The 16,216-nt window shown below is 71.1% G+C and carries 18 protein-coding genes; 8 read left to right on the top strand and 10 right to left on the bottom strand.

The window, feature by feature from the left end:
* Window positions 1-963: an AraC family transcriptional regulator gene (locus ACFVDI_RS10205; RefSeq protein ID WP_378903811.1), complete on the bottom strand. Its 963-nt coding sequence runs from the start codon at window positions 961-963 to the stop codon at window positions 1-3.
* Window positions 964-1,153: 190 nt separating this feature from the next.
* Between ACFVDI_RS10205 and ACFVDI_RS10200 the strand changes: the two genes are divergently transcribed.
* Together ACFVDI_RS10200 and ACFVDI_RS10195 are read left to right on the top strand one after the other, a co-directional pair.
* Window positions 1,154-1,729, top strand: coding sequence for a flavin reductase family protein (locus ACFVDI_RS10200; RefSeq protein WP_378903808.1), 576 nt, complete (start codon window positions 1,154-1,156; stop codon window positions 1,727-1,729).
* 35 nt (window positions 1,730-1,764) lie between these two features.
* Window positions 1,765-3,348 (top strand): 4-hydroxyphenylacetate 3-hydroxylase family protein, encoded by a 1,584-nt coding sequence (locus ACFVDI_RS10195; RefSeq protein ID WP_378903805.1) that lies wholly within the window; start codon window positions 1,765-1,767, stop codon window positions 3,346-3,348.
* A gap of 51 nt (window positions 3,349-3,399) precedes the next feature.
* On the opposite strand, the gene ACFVDI_RS10190 is transcribed toward ACFVDI_RS10195, so the two are convergent.
* Window positions 3,400-3,735 (bottom strand): hypothetical protein, encoded by a 336-nt coding sequence (locus ACFVDI_RS10190; protein WP_378903802.1) that lies wholly within the window; start codon window positions 3,733-3,735, stop codon window positions 3,400-3,402.
* Between the two features lie 57 nt (window positions 3,736-3,792).
* Here ACFVDI_RS10190 and ACFVDI_RS10185 point away from each other — a divergent pair, with 57 nt between their 5' ends.
* Window positions 3,793-4,251, top strand: a complete 459-nt coding sequence (locus tag ACFVDI_RS10185) for a MarR family winged helix-turn-helix transcriptional regulator (protein ID WP_378903799.1) — start codon at window positions 3,793-3,795, stop codon at window positions 4,249-4,251.
* A gap of 6 nt (window positions 4,252-4,257) precedes the next feature.
* Here ACFVDI_RS10185 and ACFVDI_RS10180 read toward each other — a convergent pair whose 3' ends face one another.
* Both ACFVDI_RS10180 and ACFVDI_RS10175 read right to left on the bottom strand, forming a co-directional pair.
* Window positions 4,258-5,022, bottom strand: coding sequence for a hypothetical protein (locus tag ACFVDI_RS10180; RefSeq protein WP_378903796.1), 765 nt, complete (start codon window positions 5,020-5,022; stop codon window positions 4,258-4,260).
* Window positions 5,019-5,762, bottom strand: a complete 744-nt coding sequence (locus tag ACFVDI_RS10175; protein WP_378903793.1) for an ABC transporter ATP-binding protein — start codon at window positions 5,760-5,762, stop codon at window positions 5,019-5,021. Before ACFVDI_RS10175 ends, ACFVDI_RS10180 begins: the two co-directional genes overlap by 4 nt.
* Window positions 5,763-5,813: 51 nt before the next feature.
* Here ACFVDI_RS10175 and ACFVDI_RS10170 point away from each other — a divergent pair, with 51 nt between their 5' ends.
* Complete coding sequence (locus ACFVDI_RS10170; RefSeq protein ID WP_378903790.1) at window positions 5,814-6,398, top strand: TetR/AcrR family transcriptional regulator; 585 nt, start codon at window positions 5,814-5,816, stop codon at window positions 6,396-6,398.
* A 123-nt stretch (window positions 6,399-6,521) separates the two neighbouring features.
* Here the strand turns inward: ACFVDI_RS10170 and ACFVDI_RS10165 are convergent, their stop codons facing one another.
* Window positions 6,522-6,875: an ArsR/SmtB family transcription factor gene (locus ACFVDI_RS10165; protein ID WP_378903787.1), complete on the bottom strand. Its 354-nt coding sequence runs from the start codon at window positions 6,873-6,875 to the stop codon at window positions 6,522-6,524.
* A gap of 89 nt (window positions 6,876-6,964) precedes the next feature.
* Here ACFVDI_RS10165 and ACFVDI_RS10160 point away from each other — a divergent pair, with 89 nt between their 5' ends.
* Entirely contained in the window at window positions 6,965-8,302 is a 1,338-nt protein-coding gene (locus tag ACFVDI_RS10160) for an NAD(P)-binding domain-containing protein (RefSeq protein ID WP_378903784.1), read from the top strand.
* On the opposite strand, the gene ACFVDI_RS10155 is transcribed toward ACFVDI_RS10160, so the two are convergent.
* Together ACFVDI_RS10155 and ACFVDI_RS10150 are read right to left on the bottom strand one after the other, a co-directional pair.
* Window positions 8,289-8,738, bottom strand: a complete 450-nt coding sequence (locus ACFVDI_RS10155) for an arsenate reductase ArsC (RefSeq protein ID WP_378903781.1) — start codon at window positions 8,736-8,738, stop codon at window positions 8,289-8,291. The genes ACFVDI_RS10160 and ACFVDI_RS10155 overlap by 14 nt on opposite strands.
* A 41-nt stretch (window positions 8,739-8,779) precedes the next feature.
* Entirely contained in the window at window positions 8,780-9,259 is a 480-nt protein-coding gene (locus ACFVDI_RS10150; RefSeq protein WP_378903776.1) for a low molecular weight phosphatase family protein, read from the bottom strand.
* 27 nt (window positions 9,260-9,286) lie between these two features.
* Here ACFVDI_RS10150 and ACFVDI_RS10145 point away from each other — a divergent pair, with 27 nt between their 5' ends.
* The 3 genes from ACFVDI_RS10145 to chrA are packed head-to-tail and all read left to right on the top strand — an operon-like array spanning window position 9,287 to window position 11,610.
* Window positions 9,287-9,454: a hypothetical protein gene (locus tag ACFVDI_RS10145; RefSeq protein ID WP_378903773.1), complete on the top strand. Its 168-nt coding sequence runs from the start codon at window positions 9,287-9,289 to the stop codon at window positions 9,452-9,454.
* Between the two features lie 43 nt (window positions 9,455-9,497).
* Complete coding sequence (locus ACFVDI_RS10140) at window positions 9,498-10,211, top strand: aquaporin (protein WP_378903770.1); 714 nt, start codon at window positions 9,498-9,500, stop codon at window positions 10,209-10,211.
* A gap of 34 nt (window positions 10,212-10,245) precedes the next feature.
* Entirely contained in the window at window positions 10,246-11,610 is a 1,365-nt protein-coding gene (gene chrA, locus ACFVDI_RS10135; RefSeq protein ID WP_378903767.1) for a chromate efflux transporter, read from the top strand.
* Here the strand turns inward: chrA and ACFVDI_RS10130 are convergent.
* Genes ACFVDI_RS10130 through ACFVDI_RS10120 form a run of 3 tightly spaced genes read right to left on the bottom strand, consistent with a single transcriptional unit; the run spans window position 11,597 to window position 16,199 of the window.
* Window positions 11,597-12,328, bottom strand: coding sequence for an alpha/beta hydrolase family protein (locus tag ACFVDI_RS10130; protein ID WP_378903764.1), 732 nt, complete (start codon window positions 12,326-12,328; stop codon window positions 11,597-11,599). The genes chrA and ACFVDI_RS10130 overlap by 14 nt on opposite strands.
* Window positions 12,325-13,536, bottom strand: coding sequence for a benzoate/H(+) symporter BenE family transporter (locus ACFVDI_RS10125; protein WP_378903761.1), 1,212 nt, complete (start codon window positions 13,534-13,536; stop codon window positions 12,325-12,327). Before ACFVDI_RS10125 ends, ACFVDI_RS10130 begins: the two co-directional genes overlap by 4 nt.
* The gene (locus ACFVDI_RS10120) at window positions 13,533-16,199 is read right to left on the bottom strand and encodes a LuxR C-terminal-related transcriptional regulator (RefSeq protein ID WP_378903759.1); all 2,667 of its coding nucleotides are present in this window, start codon (window positions 16,197-16,199) and stop codon (window positions 13,533-13,535) included. Before ACFVDI_RS10120 ends, ACFVDI_RS10125 begins: the two co-directional genes overlap by 4 nt.
* Window positions 16,200-16,216 lie beyond the last annotated feature (17 nt).

The raw sequence follows: 16,216 nt of genomic DNA, 5'->3' as shown, positions 1-16,216 counted from the left end.
CTAGCGGCAACGCAGCGTCTGTGACGGGGCGACGCCGTAGGCCTGCCGGTAGGCGGCGGCGAAGCGGCCGAGGTGGGTGAAGCCCCAGCGGTAGGCGACCTCGGCGACGGTGTCGCCGCGGCTGGCGATGAGATCGGCGTGGACGCGTTCGAGGCGGATCTCCTGCAGCCGCTGGGTCGGGGTGCGGCCGAGGTAGCGTTGGAAGCCCTGCTGGAGTCGGCGAATGCCGACGTCGGCCTCGCGGGCCAGGTCGGAGACGGTCCACTCCCTGGCCGGGTCGGCCTCCATGGCCTCCACGACCCGGGAGACGATGCGGGGCTGGACGGAGCCGACGGCGGGCTCCTCGGGGAAGCAGGCCGCGACGAAGGCCGCGGTGAGCGTCCCGGCCAGCCGGTGACGTACGCGCTCGTCGCCCACCAGCGCCGGGTTGCGCATCGCCTCGGTGCCGAGTGAGCCCAGCAGGCCGATCCAGGCACGGGCGCCGTCGGCGCGCAGGTCGAGCTGGGCGGGCAGCCGGTCGGTGTGCAGGCCGACCAGGGCGGCGACCTCCTCGACCAGGTAGTCGCGGTCGACCCGCATCCCGACGATCGAGCAGTCGGCCGACCAGCGCGTCATCTTGGTCGGACGGTCGGGAGGACACACGGTCGCCTGACCGTCGAGGGAGAGCACGTGGGCGCCACCGACGTTGGCCTCGAGGACGCCGCTGCGCGGGACGTTGACCGCCCAGGCCCCCGGGTGGTCGGACTCCACCGACACCTCCGCGCCCCAGCCGATCCGGGTCAACCGGACCGGACCGAGGTCGACCGCGCGCAGCTCGGCCGGGCGAGCCGGGCGGCCGCGCATGGTCAGGGCATGCGGGAAGTAGGCCTGGGAGACCTCGTCGGAGAAGGTCTCCATGTCGCCGGACGACCCCGACGACCCCGACGACCCCGACGAAACGGTGAGAGTGCCGGTCACGCTCATCTGCCACCCCCTAGTGACGTCGTTCACATTAACAGCGCATCGGCCTCCCGCCGAGAGCGTCTGGAAACCGGGTGCGCAATCCGGACAACCCCTTCGCCCAGCGGATCGCCGCCCTTGCGATCCAGACCTACCGTCGTCCTCCGACGTGACCGCCGCCACACATCCTGCGGCCCGACGAAGGAGGAGCTCCATGGACCCACGCACCCTGCGGTCGACCTTCGGCCGCTTCGCGACCGGCGTCACCGTGATCACCTGCCGCACCCCCGACGGCGCCCACCACGGCGCCACGGTCACGGCCTTCACCCCGATCTCGCTCGACCCGCCGCTGGTGCAGGTCGCCCTGACGCGTACGTCCAAGGCGGCCGCCTATCTCGAGGGCTCGGCCTTCGCGGTCAACGTGCTCGCGGCCGACCAGAGCGATGTCGCGATGCACTTCGCCGGACGCCCGTGCGGCGACCCGCTTCCCTGGCGCGAGGGCTCGACGGCACCGCGGCTCGGCGGGACGGCCGCGACGCTGGTGTGCCGCCCGTGGCGTACCGACGACGGCGGGGACCACCTGCTGTTCCTCGGGGAGGTCGTCGAGGTGATCACCACCGACCGCAAGCCGCTGCTCTTCCACGACAGCGCCTTCCACCACATCGGCAACCCGTCCTCCGAGGTCGTCTGGCTCGGCTGCCAGGACGACCCGCACACCGGCTGGTTCGACGCGACCACGTCGTTCACCGCCGTCGAGGCCCCCGCGATCCCGCGGTCCACCCACTACTGACGCCAAACCGAACAACCAGACCAAGGAGAGACACCATGACCGACACCCTCGCCCCCGAGTCCCAGACCGACGGTCCGCCGACCGTCAACCCGGCCGCCGAGTCGCCGGCCAACAAGCAGACCAACTTCGCCTCCCGGCCGATGACCGGCGACGAGTACATCGAGAGCCTGCGCGACGGCCGCGAGATCTACCTGCACGGCGAGCGGGTCGAGGACGTCACCACCCACCCGGCCTTCCGCAACCCGGTGCGGATGACCGCGCGCCTCTACGACGCTCTCCACACCGGCCCGCACGTCGACGAGCTCACCGTGCCGACCGACACCGGCAACGGCGGCGTCACGATGCCGTTCTTCAAGACCCCGACCTCCTCGGCCGACCTGCTCAAGGAGCGCGACGCGATCGCGCGCTGGGCGAAGATGACGTACGGCTGGATGGGCCGCTCCCCCGACTACAAGGCCAGCTTCCTCGGCACCCTGCACGCCAACAAGGAGCTGTACGCCCCCTTCCAGGACAACGCCGAGCGCTGGTATCGCGAGTCCCAGGAGAAGGTCCTCTACTGGAACCACGCCATCATCAACCCGCCGGTCGACCGCCAGCTGCCGCCGGACGAGGTGGGCGACGTCTACATGAAGGTCGAGAAGGAGACCGACGCCGGCCTGATCGTCTCCGGCGCGAAGGTCGTCGCGACGGGATCGGCGATCACCAACTACAACTTCATCGCCCACTACGGCCTGCCGATCCGCAAGAAGCAGTTCGCGCTGATCTGCACCGTTCCGATGGACGCCCCCGGGATCAAGCTGATCTGCCGTTCCTCCTACACCGAGCAGGCCGCCAGGAACGGCGAGCCGTTCGACTACCCGCTGTCGAGCCGGATGGACGAGAACGACACCATCTTCATCTTCGACAAGGTGCTCGTGCCCTGGGAGAACGTCTTCATGTACGGCGACGTCGACCGGATCAACGCGTTCTTCCCCCAGTCGGGGTTCCTGCCGCGGTTCACCTTCCAGGGCTGCACGCGCCTGGCCGTCAAGCTCGACTTCATCGCCGGCCTGCTGATGAAGGCGCTCGACGCCACCGGCTCCGGCGGCTTCCGCGGCGTACAGACCCGGGTGGGCGAGGTCATCGGCTGGCGCAACCTGTTCTGGTCGCTGACCGAGTCGATGGCCCGTGACCCCGAGCCGTGGGTCGGCGACGCGGTCATCCCGAAGCTGGAGTACGGCCTGACGTACCGGATGTTCATGATCCACGGCTACCCGCGGGTCAAGGAGATCATCGAGCAGGACGTCGCCTCCGGGCTGATCTACCTGCCCTCCGGCGCCGCCGACTTCAAGAGCCCCGAGGTGCGGCCGTACCTGGACAAGTACGTCCGTGGCTCCAACGGCATCACCGCCGTCGACCGGGTGAAGGTCATGAAGGCGCTGTGGGACTCGATCGGCTCCGAGTTCGGCGGCCGCCACGAGCTCTACGAGCGCAACTACTCCGGCAACCACGAGAACGTGAAGGCCGAGCTCCTCTTCGCCGCCCAGAACCGCGGCGGGGCGGACGCGATGAAGGGCTTCGCCGACGAGTTCCTGGCCGAGTACGACCTCGACGGCTGGACCGTGCCGGACCTGTTCTGACCAGCCACCCTCACCGCTGACGAGGACGGCGCTCCCCTGGGGGCGCCGTCCTCAGCGCAGCACGAGCCAGAGCCCGACCGCCGAGGGCAGGAGACCGAGGACGAGCCACGGCGTGAGCGGGTTGCGCCGGTGGATGAGGAACCCTCCGGCCAGACCGAGCACCCCGAAGCCCGCCGCGATGACGCACAGCCCGATGCGGGAGCTCTGGTAGACCGGGTCGATCGCCACCGCCCCGATGACCAGCCCCACCACCAGGTGGGCGACGGTGAAGACGACGAGGACGGAGGCGACCCACTGCTTCACGTGGGTGAGCGACTTGTCGTTGACGGGCCGGATCGGGTTGTCCGGGTCCATCAGGTGTCGCGGTCGTCGCTGCTGCTCGTTCACGATACAATACTTACCAGACAAATGGTTTGTGCACCAATTATTGGTACGCTAACTCACATGTCGACGAAGAAGGACTCACTCTCGGGGATCGAGAACCCGCTGGCCCTCGATCAGCAGGTCTGCTTCGGCCTCGCCGTCGCCGCCCGCAGCGTCATCGCCCTCTACCGACCGCTGCTCGAGCCGATGGGCCTCACCCATCCGCAGTATCTGGTCATGCTCGCCCTCTGGGAGGAGGAGTCGTTGCGGGTCTCCGAGCTCGGTCGGAAGGTCCAGCTCGACCCCGGCACCCTCTCCCCCCTGCTCAAACGCCTCGAGGCCCAGGACTACGTCCGGCGCGAGCGCAACAAGCACGACGAGCGCTCGCTCGCCGTCGTGCTGACCGATCGCGGCCGCGCACTCCGCGACGACGCCGAGAAGATCCCGCCCGCGATCGTCGAGCGCCTCGACATGAGCGTCGACGAGCTCATGGAGCTCCACCGCCGACTACTGGAGGTCATCGCCGCCGCGACCCGGTAGGCCCGGTCAGGTGACGTCTCTGCCCACGGAGACACGGGAGCCGACGACGGCGAGAAGCAGCCCGTACCCCGCGAGCACGAGGCCGCCCAGCCAAGGATCGAGGTAGTCCTGGGTGCTGAGCGAGACCTGGGTGAGCGCTGCAGACGCCGATCCGGGGAGATAGGCGGTCCAGTCGGACAGCGCCGGCACGGCGGTGACGATGGGCTCGGCCACGAACCGGTAGACGAGAAGGCCGACCACGGCGGCAACCTGGTTGCGCACCAGTGCCCCCAGACCGACGCCCAGCACGGCGAAGATCGTCACGTCGGCGACGACGCCTGCGTACGTGCCGGGGAGCGCGTTGCCGAGGGGGGCCACGTCGATGCCCTTGGCGCCGAGCCAAGGCCAGGCGATCAAGGCGACGACCAGCAGGCACATGACTGCGTATCCGGCCCCGACCACGGCGTAGACGGCCAGCTTGGCGGCGACCACTCTCCAGCGGCGAGGCGTCGCGAGGAACGTCGCGGTCGCGGTGCGGTGGCGGAATTCTCCGGTGACCCCGATCGCCGCCAGGACGGCGACGAGCGTGTTCGCGCCGCCTGAAGCCACTGCGAAGAGGGTCTGTTGGCCGACAGCACTGTCCAGCGGCGCCGTCATGGTGTCAGGGTCGTCACTGAACCCGATCAGCAGGGCCGCATAGAGGGCGGTCAGTGCCATCGCGGCCAGGAGCAACCAGAGCCAGAGCCTGGTGGAGAACAGCTTGCGGATCTCCGAGGTGACGAGCGGTCTCATGCCTGGGCCTCCGGGGTGGTGGTGAGCTCGAAGAAGGCGGTCTCGAGGTCACCGTGGTCGCCGGAGAGCTCCTTGAGCGTCGCCTGGCGGACCAGGCGGCCACGATGGAGGATCACGACGCGGTCGACCAGCTGCTGCATCTCGGTCAGAACATGACTGGAGACGAGCACGCTCCGTCCGGCGTCGGCGTACTCCTTGAGGAACCGGCGCAACCAGACGATGCCTTCAGGGTCGAGGCCATTGGCCGGCTCATCGAGGATGAGGACGTCGGGATCACCGAGAAGCGCGGCGGCGAGCGCGAGGCGCTGCCGCATGCCGAGCGAGTATCCGCCGACCTTGCGGCCGGCGGCATCGGCGAGTCCGACCTGGCCCAGCACCCGAGCGGCCCGCGACGAGGGCAAGGATGCCGCCGCCGCGTAGATCCGGAGATGGTCGAGGCCGGTACGCCCAGGGTGGAACCCGGTGGCCTCGAGAGCCGCACCGACGACCTCGAGGGGCGTCGCCAGATCGGCGTACTCGATCCCGCCGATGGTCGCTCCCCCACGATCCGGGCGAACCAGACCCAGGATCATCCGCAGGGTAGTGGTCTTGCCGGCGCCGTTGGGACCGAGGAAGCCCGTCACCGATCCAGGCTCGACAGTGAAGCTCAGGTCATCGACCGCCGCGATCCCTCCGTAGTGCTTCGTCAGTCCGCTGACGTCAACCCGCGCACGGGCCTCTCGGCTTATGTTTACTCGCATGTATACAACCGTAGATGTAAACTTTGAGTTATACAAGAGAGGAAGAGCAACATGCCCCAGCCCGCAGCCAAGACCCGGTTGCCGCGCGCAGAACGACGAGCGCAGATCCTGGCGGCCGCGACGCGCGCCTTCGCCAGGCACGGCTTCGCCGACACCGGCCTCGATGAGATCGCCGACGAAGCCGGCATCACGCGTGTCGTGCTCTACCGGCACTTCGACTCCAAGGCCGAGCTCTATCGGACGATCCTGGACCAGGCCTGCGCACGCCTCTCCGAGCAGGTGGGCACCGACGACTTCGAGGACGACGCGATCCCGGCGCTGCTCAGGGCAGCCGCCGAGGATCCGGACGCGTTTCGACTGCTCTTCCGCTTCGCCACGCGCGAGCGCGAATTCCAGGATCTGACCGACAGCCTCTCTGCCGCCGCGGTGACAGTGGCCCGCTCCAACCTCGCCAAGCAGATCCCAGCAGGGCCCTGGCTGGACTGGGCAGCACAGCTGATCCCGACCATGACCACCGATGCGGTCATCGCCTGGCTGGACAGCGGTCAGCCCGACCCAGACACGGCGGCCGAACGGATCCGCGCCGCGGTCCACGGGATCAGCCAAGCGGCAGCGCGACCCCCACACCTCGGCTGACCTCCCTGAAAAGGCACCTGAAGCCTTCACAGCCGGGTCGCCGACTCCCACTCACCCTGCTCCTGACGAGTCCCGTCATGTCGCGGACGCAGTCAGGAAGGGCGTACCGCCTCAACCGGTTCGCTACGGACTGACGGAGACGAGGGCACCCGCGAGCGAGTCGAGGACACCGGGAACGATCGAGAAGTAGGCCCACCGGCCGCGCTGCTCGCGGGTGACCAGTCCGGCCTCGACGAGCAGCTTCATGTGATGGGAGACCGTCGGCTGAGACAGCCCGACCGGCTCGATCAGGTCACAGACGCACGCCTCCTGACCCTCGGAGGCGGCGATGATCGAGAGCAGCTTGACCCGGTTGGCATCACCGAGCGCCTTGAACATCCGCGCCAACACCTCGGCCTGGTCGTCGGCGAGAACCCCTGCGGTCACGGGCGAGCAGCACGCGAGGGCAGCGGAGGGGAGCACGGGGAGGACGGTCATGGCAGGAAGTGTAGCGAATTAGATTGACGAACGTCGATATGTCACCTAGGGTCGCCGACATATCGACGTTCTTGAATCTGAGGAGCATCATGACCGACCTGCCTGTTGCCGTCATCGGCGCCGGACCCCAGGGCCTCGCGGCCGCCGCCCATCTGCTCGAGCGCGGCCTCACCCCGCTCGTGCTCGAGCAGGGGCGTGAGCCTGCCGCGGCCGTCGCGGAGTGGGGCCACGTACGTCTCTTCTCGGCCTGGCCCGAGCTCGTCGACAAGGCCGCCGCCCGGCTCCTCGAGCCGACCGGCTGGGAGGCGCCGGAGACGGGCTATCCCACCGGGGCGCAGTGGCGCGAGCGCTACCTCGTCCCGCTCGCCGACGCTCTCGGAGCACACGTCCGCTACGGCGCGACGGTCACCGGAGTCTCCCGCAAGGGGCGTGACCGGCTGGTCGACGCGGACCGCGCCGAGCAGCCGTTCGTCCTCCACGTGACCAGTGCCGACGGCTCCGAGGGGCGCATCGAGGCGCAGGCGGTCATCGACGCCTCCGGCACCTGGCGCCGGCCCAACCCGGCCGGGGCCGACGGGCTTCCCGCGCTCGGCGAACGCGCCGCCCACGCGGCCGGCACGGTCACCTACGCGGTTCCCGACCGGGCCGACGCCACGACCTACGCCGCCAGGCACACGGTCGTGATCGGCGCGGGTGACTCCGCCTTCAACGCCGTCAACGAGCTCACCGCCATCGCCAAGGACCACCCCGGAACCAAGGTCACCTGGGCGATCCGCCGCGCGGTCTCGACCAACACCTTCGGCGGCGGCGAGGCCGACGAGCTCCCGGAGCGGGGCGCCCTCGGCGTACGTGCGAAGAAGGCGGTCCAGGACGGCACCGTCGAGCTGGTCACCGGATTCCGCACGGAGCAGATCACCGGGCGCGTCGACGGCGCCGCGGTCACCGCCGAGGACGGCCGCGTGATCGAGGCCGACCAGGTGGTCGTCCTGACGGGCTACCGCCCCGACCTCGGCTTCCTGAGCGAGATGCGGCTCGACCTCGACCCGACGCTGGAGGCGCCGCGCAACATCGCGGTCCAGATCGACCCCAACCTCCACTCCTGCGGCTCGGTCAGCGCGACCGGGGCCAAGGACCTCGCCCAGCCCGAGCCCGACCTCTACCTGGTGGGGATGAAGTCCTACGGCCGTGCGCCGACGTTCCTGGCGATGACCGGCTACGAGCAGGTACGCAGCGTGGTGGCCGAGCTCGCCGGCGACCACGACGCGGCAGCCCGCATCGAGCTGGAGCTCCCCGACACCGGGGTCTGCGGCGGCGCCGGGGTCTTCGACGACCCGGACAGCACGAAGAGCGGTGGCGGCTGCTGCGGCCCGGCGGCTCCGAGCGAGGAGCTGTTCACGATCACCCGGGCGCCGATCACTCTCTCGTGACGGAGCGGGCAGGGGTCACGCCGAGCTCGTCGAGCAGGCCGAGCACCCGCTGCTCGATCTCGTCCCGGATGCCGCGTACGTGGTCGATGCCACCGCCCTTGGGGTCGGTGACCTTCCAGTCCTCGTAGCGCTTGCCCGGGTAGTACGGGCAGGCGTCACCGCAGCCCATGGTGATGACGGCGTCGGCGCTGCGTACGACCTCGTCGGTCCAGGGCTTGGGGAACTCGCCGGAGATGTCGATCCCGAGCTCGGACATGACCTCGACGGCGACCGGGTTGATCGCCGCTGCCGGCGCAGAGCCGCCGGACCAGCCGATCGCCTGGTCGCCGGCGTAGTGCTGGAAGAACCCGAGCGCCATCTGGGAGCGGCCGGCGTTCTCGATACAGAGGAAGAGGACGGCCGGCTTGTGGTCGGGGGTCGATCGATCAGCGTTCAACGGAGCTTCTCCTGCGGGTGGGGTGTGGGGACGAGCAGGGATCAGGAGTCGAAGCGGGAGGCGAGGGCCCTGACCCGGCGCTCCAGCTCGAGGTAGGCGGCGTCGAAGGCTTCGGGGCCCTTGTCCACCGGGTCGGGGATCGACCAGTGCAGCTCACCGGGGACCTTCGCCGTCTCGTGCGCCCGGTCGCAGACGGTGACCACCAGGTCCTCGGGAGCGAGCACGTCGTCCATCCGAGCGGGCTCGATGATCGGAAGGTCCAGGTGATGGCGAGCAGCGGCGTCGACCGTCCCCGGATTGATGCGATCGGCGGGATGAGTGCCGGCCGATGCGGCCGGGATCGTGCTGACCTGGCGCCACAGCGCGGCGGCCAGATGGGACCGCGCCGAGTTGCCCGTGCAGACGAACAGGACACGCCTGGGCACCGCCACGGGGGACGCGGTGCCCAGGCTCTCGAGCGTGTCCTGCTCGAGGTGCAGGTACGTGCGTCTCCCGTCGCCCTCGGAACGATGACGGGACACGACGCCTGCGCTCATCAAGGTCTGCACATGATGAGCAAACAAGTTCGACGGGACGGACAACATCCCGGCGAGCTCTGTGGGGGAGGCATCACTCGTCTGGAGGCTGTCGACGATGCGAAGCCGCACAGGATCGCCGAGCGCGGCATGTATCTTGGCCCGGCGTTCCAGCTCGGCCTGTCTTTCAACCTCCATTGACTCAATATTGACTGAGTAATCTCCGGAAGTCAAGAATGCCGGGGTGACCTCTTCTCTTCCGCGCCGCCTGCTGGCCGAGTTCCTGGGCAGTGCGCTGCTCGTCGCCGTCGTCGTCGGCTCCGGCATCGCCGCGCAGCAGCTCTCCCCCGACGACACCGGCCTGCAGCTCCTGGAGAACTCGATGGCGACCGTCTTCGGGCTGGCCGCGCTGATCCTCATGTTCGGCCCGGTCTCCGGCGCACACTTCAACCCGGTCGTCTCGCTCGCCGACTGGTTCCTCGGCCGCCGCGCCGGCAAGGGGCTCTCGCTCGCCGAGGTCGGCGCCTACGCGGTCGCCCAGATCCTCGGAGCGATCGGGGGTTCGTTGCTCGCCAACGTCATGTTCGACGTCGACCAGGCGATCTCGACCAAGGACCGCGCCACCGGCGGTCACCTCGTGGCCGAGATCGTCGCCACCGCGGGCCTGGTCGCGCTGATCTTCGCCCTCGTACGCAGCGACCGCGGCGCCCTCGCGGCGCCCGCAGTCGGCGGCTACATCGGCGCGGCCTACTGGTTCACCAGCTCCACCTCGTTCGCCAACCCTGCTGTCACGATCGGCCGGGTCTTCTCCGACACCTTCGCCGGCATCGCGCCGGGCTCGGTCGCGCCGTTCGTCCTCGCCCAGCTCGGTGGGCTGGTTGTCGGCATACTCCTGGTCCTGGCCCTCTACCCCGACGCCGGCGACCGTGCCGACGACGTCGTCGTCCCGCATCGCTGAGCAACAGACCCCCCAATCACCGGAACGGACCACCATGACCTCCGAGAAGACCCGCAACCGTGACGTGATCCCGCTGCGGGAGGCGACCCACGCCTGGTTCTCGATCTCCTTGCAGACCTTCGGCGGACCCGCCGGCCAGATCGCGGTCATGCAGCACAAGCTGGTCGACGAGAAGCGCTGGATCGGCCAGCAGCGATTCCTGCACGCGCTGAACTACTGCATGCTGCTGCCCGGTCCCGAGGCCCAGCAGCTGGCCATCTACATCGGCTGGCTGCTCAACGGCACCCTCGGCGGGCTGATCGCCGGGATCCTGTTCGTGCTCCCCGGCGTCGTCGCCCTGCTCGCCCTCTCGGCGCTGTACGTCGGCGCCGGATCGACCGCCGTCGTGACCGGACTGTTCGCCGGCCTCGCCCCAGCGGTCATCGCGATCGTGGTCCAGGCCGTGCAGCGGGTCGGCAAGCGAGCCCTGCACCATCCGATCCTGGTGGCGATGGCGGTCGCCTCGTTCCTGGCGCTGACCGTCTTCAAGATTCCGTTCCCCGTCGTGATCGTCGTCGCCGGCCTGCTCGGCTGGCTGGTCGGCACCCGGGTGCCCGCCTTCGTGCAGAGCAAGGGACACGGCAGCGCGGACGACGGGCCGGCGCCGCTGATCAGCGACGACGCGCTGCACCACGACGCCCCCTCGAAGGTCCGCGGCCTGAAGATACTCGTCCTCGGACTGGTGCTGTGGTTCGCTCCGGTGGCACTGGCGGCGATCGTGTTCAGCCGCGAGAGCGTCTTCGTGGACATGGGCCTGTTCTTCTCGGGCGCCGCCGTCGTCACCTTCGGAGGGGCGTACGCCGTTCTGGCCTACGTCGCCCACCAGGCCGTCAACGTCTTCGGCTGGTTGAAGGCAGGCGAGATGGTCCGCGGTCTCGCGCTCGCCGAGACCACCCCGGGCCCGCTGATCATGGTCGTGCAGTTCGTCGCCTTCGTGGGCGCCTACCGCAACCCCGGCTCGCTCGACCCCTGGGTCGCTGCCGTGATCGCCTCGCTGCTGGTGACCTGGGTGACCTTCGTGCCGTGCTTCCTGTTCATCTTCCTCGGCGCGCCCTACGTCGAGCGGCTCCGGAACAACCACCACCTCACCGCGGCGCTCACCGGCATCACCGCGGCGGTGGTCGGCGTGATCGCCAACCTCGCGCTGTTCTTCGCGCTGCACACCCTGTTCGACCGCTCCCGTGCTCTGGCCTGGGGCCCGGTCCACCTCGACCTCCCTGTGCTGTCGTCCTGGGACCCGGTCGCGTTCGCGATCACGGCGGTCGCGATGGCGCTCATGTTCTGGCGCAAGTGGTCCACCTTGCGCACCCTCGGTGTCTGCGCGCTGCTCGGACTGGCCTCGACCCTCATCCCTCTCTGACCGCGGTGACCAGGTGCGGCCAGGCCGCCGAGGCCGGGTCGCCCCAGGCAGCGTGGTCGACGCCGTCGACCACCTCGAGACGTACGCCGGGGTGTGCTGCCGCGTAGCGCTCGGAGATCGCGACCGGGATCACGGTGTCGGAGGCGCCGTGGAGGACCCGCACCGGGATCTGAGGAGGGAGGCCGAGCGGGTCGGCGGCGGCGTACGCTTCGGGGGCCCGGGCGGGGGTGCCGCCGAGGAACTCCTCGACCGCTCCGTCACCGAGGCCCTCTTCGCTCATCGCGGCGAGCGCCGCGGCGGGAGCCAGGGCGACGACCCCGGTGACCAGGGTGCCCGGACGCGAGGCCGCCCACAGGGCGAGCTGGCCGCCGGAGGAATGCCCGACCAGCGTGATCCGGCGGGGCGCGTCGTTGTGGACGGTCCACTCCCGGCCGCTGAGCTGGATCGACTCGATCGCGGTCTCGACGTCCTCGAAGGCCTGCCGCCACTGCCCGGAGCCGTGCCGGTACTCCACCGTCGCGGTCAGGTGGCCCGCCTCGGCCAGCGCCCGGCCGGCCGACCAGGTGCGCATCCGGTCGGAGTCGCGCCACATCCCGCCGTGGAGGAGCAGGACGAGCGAGTCGGTCGCCTCCGCCGGCTCGAAGACGTCGGCGACCTGGCGGGCGGTGGCGCCGTAGCGCATGGTCGCGTCGGGGTAGGTGGTGTCGGTCGTGGTCATGGCTTCTCCTTGCTGTTGCGGTCGAGCAGGACGCTGACCGCGACACCGACCACCAGCCCCCAGAAGGCTGAGCCGATGTTGAGGACGGTGATGTCGGCGACGGTCACCAGGAAGGTGACCAGCGCGCCGGTGACGTGAGGGCCGCTGAAGGCGGTCTGAAAGGCACCCTGGAGCGGCTTGAGCATGGCGAGGCCGCCGAGCGCGGCGACGTACGCCTCGGGCATGGTGGTGATGACCCGGACCATCCCGGGAGCGAGGAGCCCGAACCCGATCGCGAGTACGCCGCACCACACCGCCGCGGCATAGTGCCGGCGCCGCTCCCCCGAGGCGGTGACCAGGGCGTTGGTCGGCCCGGCCAGGCAGGTGGAGACCCCGCCGAACGGGGCCGCGACCAGCGAGGTCACCCCGCACCAGCCGGTCACCTGGTTCATCCGCGGGTCGTGGCCGGCGGCGCGCAGGACGGCCATGCCCTGGCCGTTCTGGACGACGAGGACGGTGATCAGCAGCGGGATGGTGAGCTCGACGAAGGCCGACCCGGTGAAGGTCGGTGCGGTCCAGACCGGGTCGATCACCCAGCGGCCGGAGACCTCGACGGCGGGCCGGTCGGCGAGGCTCACCGCGACCGCACCGACCGCCAGCGCCACCAGCACCGCGGGGAGCCAGCGGGCCAGCCGTGGGATCGCGCTGACGGCGACGAAGGCGACCACCATCGGTCCGGCGATCGCCAGGTCGCGGTCGACGGCGAGGACCAGGTCGGTGCCGAAGCGGAGGAAGACGCCGGCCACCATCGCCATCACGATCGGCATCGGGAGCAGGTGCATCACCCGGTCGACCTGCCGGGTCAGGGCCAGCGCGACCAGCAGCGCCGCGGCCATGAGGAACCCGCCGACCGCCTCCGGCCAGGTGGTGCCGGCGGCCATCGCCTGGCCGACGACCACGGTGCCGGGGATGGTCCAGAAGTAGACCAGCGGCTGCCGGCTCCAGCGCGAGGCGACGATCGTCAGCACGCCGTTGAGACAGAAGACCGCACTCACCCAGGAGGCGACGACCCCGGCGGAGAGCCCGGCGCCCTGGCCGACGGCCAGGATCACCGCGACCGGCCCGGTGCAGGAGAACAGGAATCCGATGAAGCCGTTGACCAGCTCGTGACGGCCCAGGTCTCGCCTCAGGCCTGTCGATGTGTCGCGGACGTCGAGGTCGGTGCTCATGGCTCCTCCGTCGGCTCGGCCGCCAGCGCGGCGAGCTCGGTCCGGCTGCGGACGCCGAGCTTCGCGTAGATGCGGGTCAGGTGGTACTGCACGGTCTTGGGCGAGACGAACAGCTGCGCGGCGACCTCCCGGTTGGAGAGGCCCGAGGCGACCATCTCCGCGACGGTCTCCTCCTGCGGCGTCAGGTCCGCCGGCCCGCGCTGGCCGCGCGGCGCCCGCACTCCCCCGGCGCGCAGCTCGCGCTCGGTGGCGTCGACGTACATCGACGCGCCCAGACCGTCCCACAGGTCGCGCGCGGACGAGAGCAGCGCCTCGGCGTCGCGACGGCGGCCGGCACGGCGCAGCGCCTGGCCGTAGGCGAAGGTGATCCGGGCGCGCTCGTAGCGCAACGGCAGCCCGTCGAGCAGCTCGAGGGCGCGGTCGAAGGTGTCGCGGACCCCGGCGAGGTCGCCACGCGCACCGTGCCAGCGCCCGCGAGCGGTGGCGAGCCTGGCCTGGGCGGAGCGGTGCTCCTCCTCGCGGGCTCGGGTCTCGTGCGGCCGCAGGAACTCGTCGGCCTCGTCCAGGCGGCCCTCCGCGACGAGGGCGGCGGCGTACGTCTCGGCCCAGGGCCAGATCGCCGGCTCGGTCAGCGCGCTGCCGGCCGGGGCCTGGGTGAGCGGCTCGAGGATACGGAGCACGGCACGGAAGTCGCTGCGCGCCTCGGCGATGTGAGCGCGGGCCAGCAGGGCGGGGACCCGCATGATCTCGTAGCCCTGGGCGCCGATCTCCGCAGCTCGGGCGGTGCGGGCGGCGTCCTCCCAGCTCCCGCGCAGCAGGTGGGTCTCGGTGGCGGTCCACTCCAGCAACGGCGTGACCAGGGCGATGCCCGACGTCGTCGCGAGCGCCCGCCCGGCGGCGACCGTCTGCAGGGCGGCGTCGCCCTCCCCGGTCAGGAACTGCACCCGCGCCAGCCAGGCCAGCGCCCACATCGCGATCCGGGTCGAGCCGCCCAGGATCCGCGGGTCGGTGACCCCCTCCAGGCGGCTGCGGCTCTCGTCGGGCTCGTCGGTGAGGACACCGAGCCAGCCGCGGCCCATCGTGACCCGCTGGGTCTGGGCGCCGTGACCGACGCGGCGGGCGGCCAGGGCGTACGCCTCGTGGGCCTCGCCGAACCGGCCCGACATCGCCAGCCCCAGCCCGCGGATCGCCGCGGCCTCGACGCCCGCCGCCGAGTCGCGGCCGGCGAGCGAGATCGCCCGGTCGGCCCAGGTGACCAGCTCCTCGCCGCGGCACAGGGCCAACGAGTGCAGCACGTGGCGGGTGGCGATCAGGGCGGCAGTCTCCGGCTCCCGGTCGGCGTTGACGATGTCCCAGGCGCGCGTGAGCCGCACCTCGGCCTCGGTGGCGCGGCCGCGCAGGATCGCCAGGTAGGCGAGCACCGCGTCGCGCAGCGGCGTCTCGCGCAGACTCTCGACGACCGGCACCAGCGCCGCCGCACCCATGCCGTCGCCCGCCGCGACCAGGGCGTCGACCGAGCGGATCAGCCGGTCGTCGCGCCGCACCGGGTCCTCGGTGAGGCGGCTGGCGTCGCGGTAGAGCGCAGCGGCCTGCGCCCAGGCGCCCTCGTCGCCGCGCCGCTGCGCCAGCCGGGCGACCTCGTCGGCGAGCGCGGCGTCGGGCACCGGGGTCGCGGCGACCAGATGCCGGGCCCGCCGGACCTCGTCGTCGACGATCGCTGCCGCGCGCTGGTGCGCGTCGGCGGCGCGGCGCGCGCCCATCGTGCCGAGCACGGCGACACCGACCAGCGGCGTACGCCAGCGGGGGCGGTGGTCGCGGGTCGTCTCGACGAGGCCGGCCGCGACCAGGGCGTCGACGGCGGACAGCGGGTCCTCGAGCCCGGCGAGGGCAGCGGCCTGCCCCAGGGATGCGTACTCCCCCAGGATCGCGAAGGCCTCGGCGAGCGCACGCCCGTCGGCACCGCAGCCGGCGAGCGCGAGCTGGACCTCGTCGCGTACGTGGACAGGGGCGGGCAGCTGGGTGTCCGGCCGAGCCCAGCGGCTCGGCGGGAGCTCGTCGAGCAGGGCGACCGCGTCGCGCGGACTGCCGGCCGTGTGGCGGGCGAGGACCTCGGCCATCGCCGGGTGCAGGACCCGTCCGCGCAGGGCGGCGAGCTCGCCGACCGCGGCCGCGTCCAGCCCCTCGATGCGTACGGTCTCGGCGGCGATCTCGCCGAGGAACGGGGTGCTGCGAGTGGCCGCCAGCACCACCAGCACGGGGGCGCCGCGGTGTCGGCGCAGCGCTGAGGCGATCGCCTGCAGCGAGAGCGTGTCGGCGAGGTCGGCGTCGTCGACCAGGACCAGACCGGACTCCTCGGCACCATCGGCCAGGGCTCGCGCGATCAGCGCGTCGGCCGCGGCGACCGGGTCGGCCGGCGGAGCCCCGCCGAGCAGCTGGCGGAGCACCGAACCGGGACAGTCCTGCTCCCAGGCACCCGCGCGAGCCTTCAGGGCCGGCGTGGCGACCCGGTCCGCCAGACCGCGGAGCAGCGCGGTCTTCCCCAGCCCCGGGTCCCCGAGGACCAGGACGGCGGCGGAGCCTTCGGTGCGAGCCAGGGCCAGCCGCGAGGTGAGCTCGACGAGCTCGTCCTCGCGACCGACACATCCAGCTCGTTCGATGAGCACGGTCACACCCTAGGCCC

It is taken from the genome of Nocardioides sp. NPDC057767, assembly GCF_042798275.1.
In the GTDB taxonomy this organism is placed as follows: domain Bacteria; phylum Actinomycetota; class Actinomycetes; order Propionibacteriales; family Nocardioidaceae; genus Nocardioides.
Note: the sequence above shows the minus strand (reverse complement) of the source record. Positions and strands in the feature narration are given on the sequence as shown.

Excerpts from the sequence above, each read along its gene's own strand:
- ACFVDI_RS10205 (WP_378903811.1), bottom strand. The coding sequence starts at position 963 with ATGAGCGTGACCGGCACTCTCACCGTTTCGTCGGGGTCGTCGGGGTCG.
- ACFVDI_RS10200 (WP_378903808.1), top strand. The coding sequence starts at position 1,154 with ATGGACCCACGCACCCTGCGGTCGACCTTCGGCCGCTTCGCGACCGGC.
- ACFVDI_RS10195 (WP_378903805.1), top strand. The coding sequence starts at position 1,765 with ATGACCGACACCCTCGCCCCCGAGTCCCAGACCGACGGTCCGCCGACC.
- ACFVDI_RS10185 (WP_378903799.1), top strand. The coding sequence starts at position 3,793 with ATGTCGACGAAGAAGGACTCACTCTCGGGGATCGAGAACCCGCTGGCC.
- ACFVDI_RS10180 (WP_378903796.1), bottom strand. The coding sequence starts at position 5,022 with ATGAGACCGCTCGTCACCTCGGAGATCCGCAAGCTGTTCTCCACCAGG.
- ACFVDI_RS10175 (WP_378903793.1), bottom strand. The coding sequence starts at position 5,762 with ATGCGAGTAAACATAAGCCGAGAGGCCCGTGCGCGGGTTGACGTCAGC.
- ACFVDI_RS10170 (WP_378903790.1), top strand. The coding sequence starts at position 5,814 with ATGCCCCAGCCCGCAGCCAAGACCCGGTTGCCGCGCGCAGAACGACGA.
- ACFVDI_RS10165 (WP_378903787.1), bottom strand. The coding sequence starts at position 6,875 with ATGACCGTCCTCCCCGTGCTCCCCTCCGCTGCCCTCGCGTGCTGCTCG.
- ACFVDI_RS10160 (WP_378903784.1), top strand. The coding sequence starts at position 6,965 with ATGACCGACCTGCCTGTTGCCGTCATCGGCGCCGGACCCCAGGGCCTC.
- ACFVDI_RS10145 (WP_378903773.1), top strand. The coding sequence starts at position 9,287 with ATGATGAGCAAACAAGTTCGACGGGACGGACAACATCCCGGCGAGCTC.
- chrA (WP_378903767.1), top strand. The coding sequence starts at position 10,246 with ATGACCTCCGAGAAGACCCGCAACCGTGACGTGATCCCGCTGCGGGAG.
- ACFVDI_RS10130 (WP_378903764.1), bottom strand. The coding sequence starts at position 12,328 with ATGACCACGACCGACACCACCTACCCCGACGCGACCATGCGCTACGGC.
- ACFVDI_RS10125 (WP_378903761.1), bottom strand. The coding sequence starts at position 13,536 with ATGAGCACCGACCTCGACGTCCGCGACACATCGACAGGCCTGAGGCGA.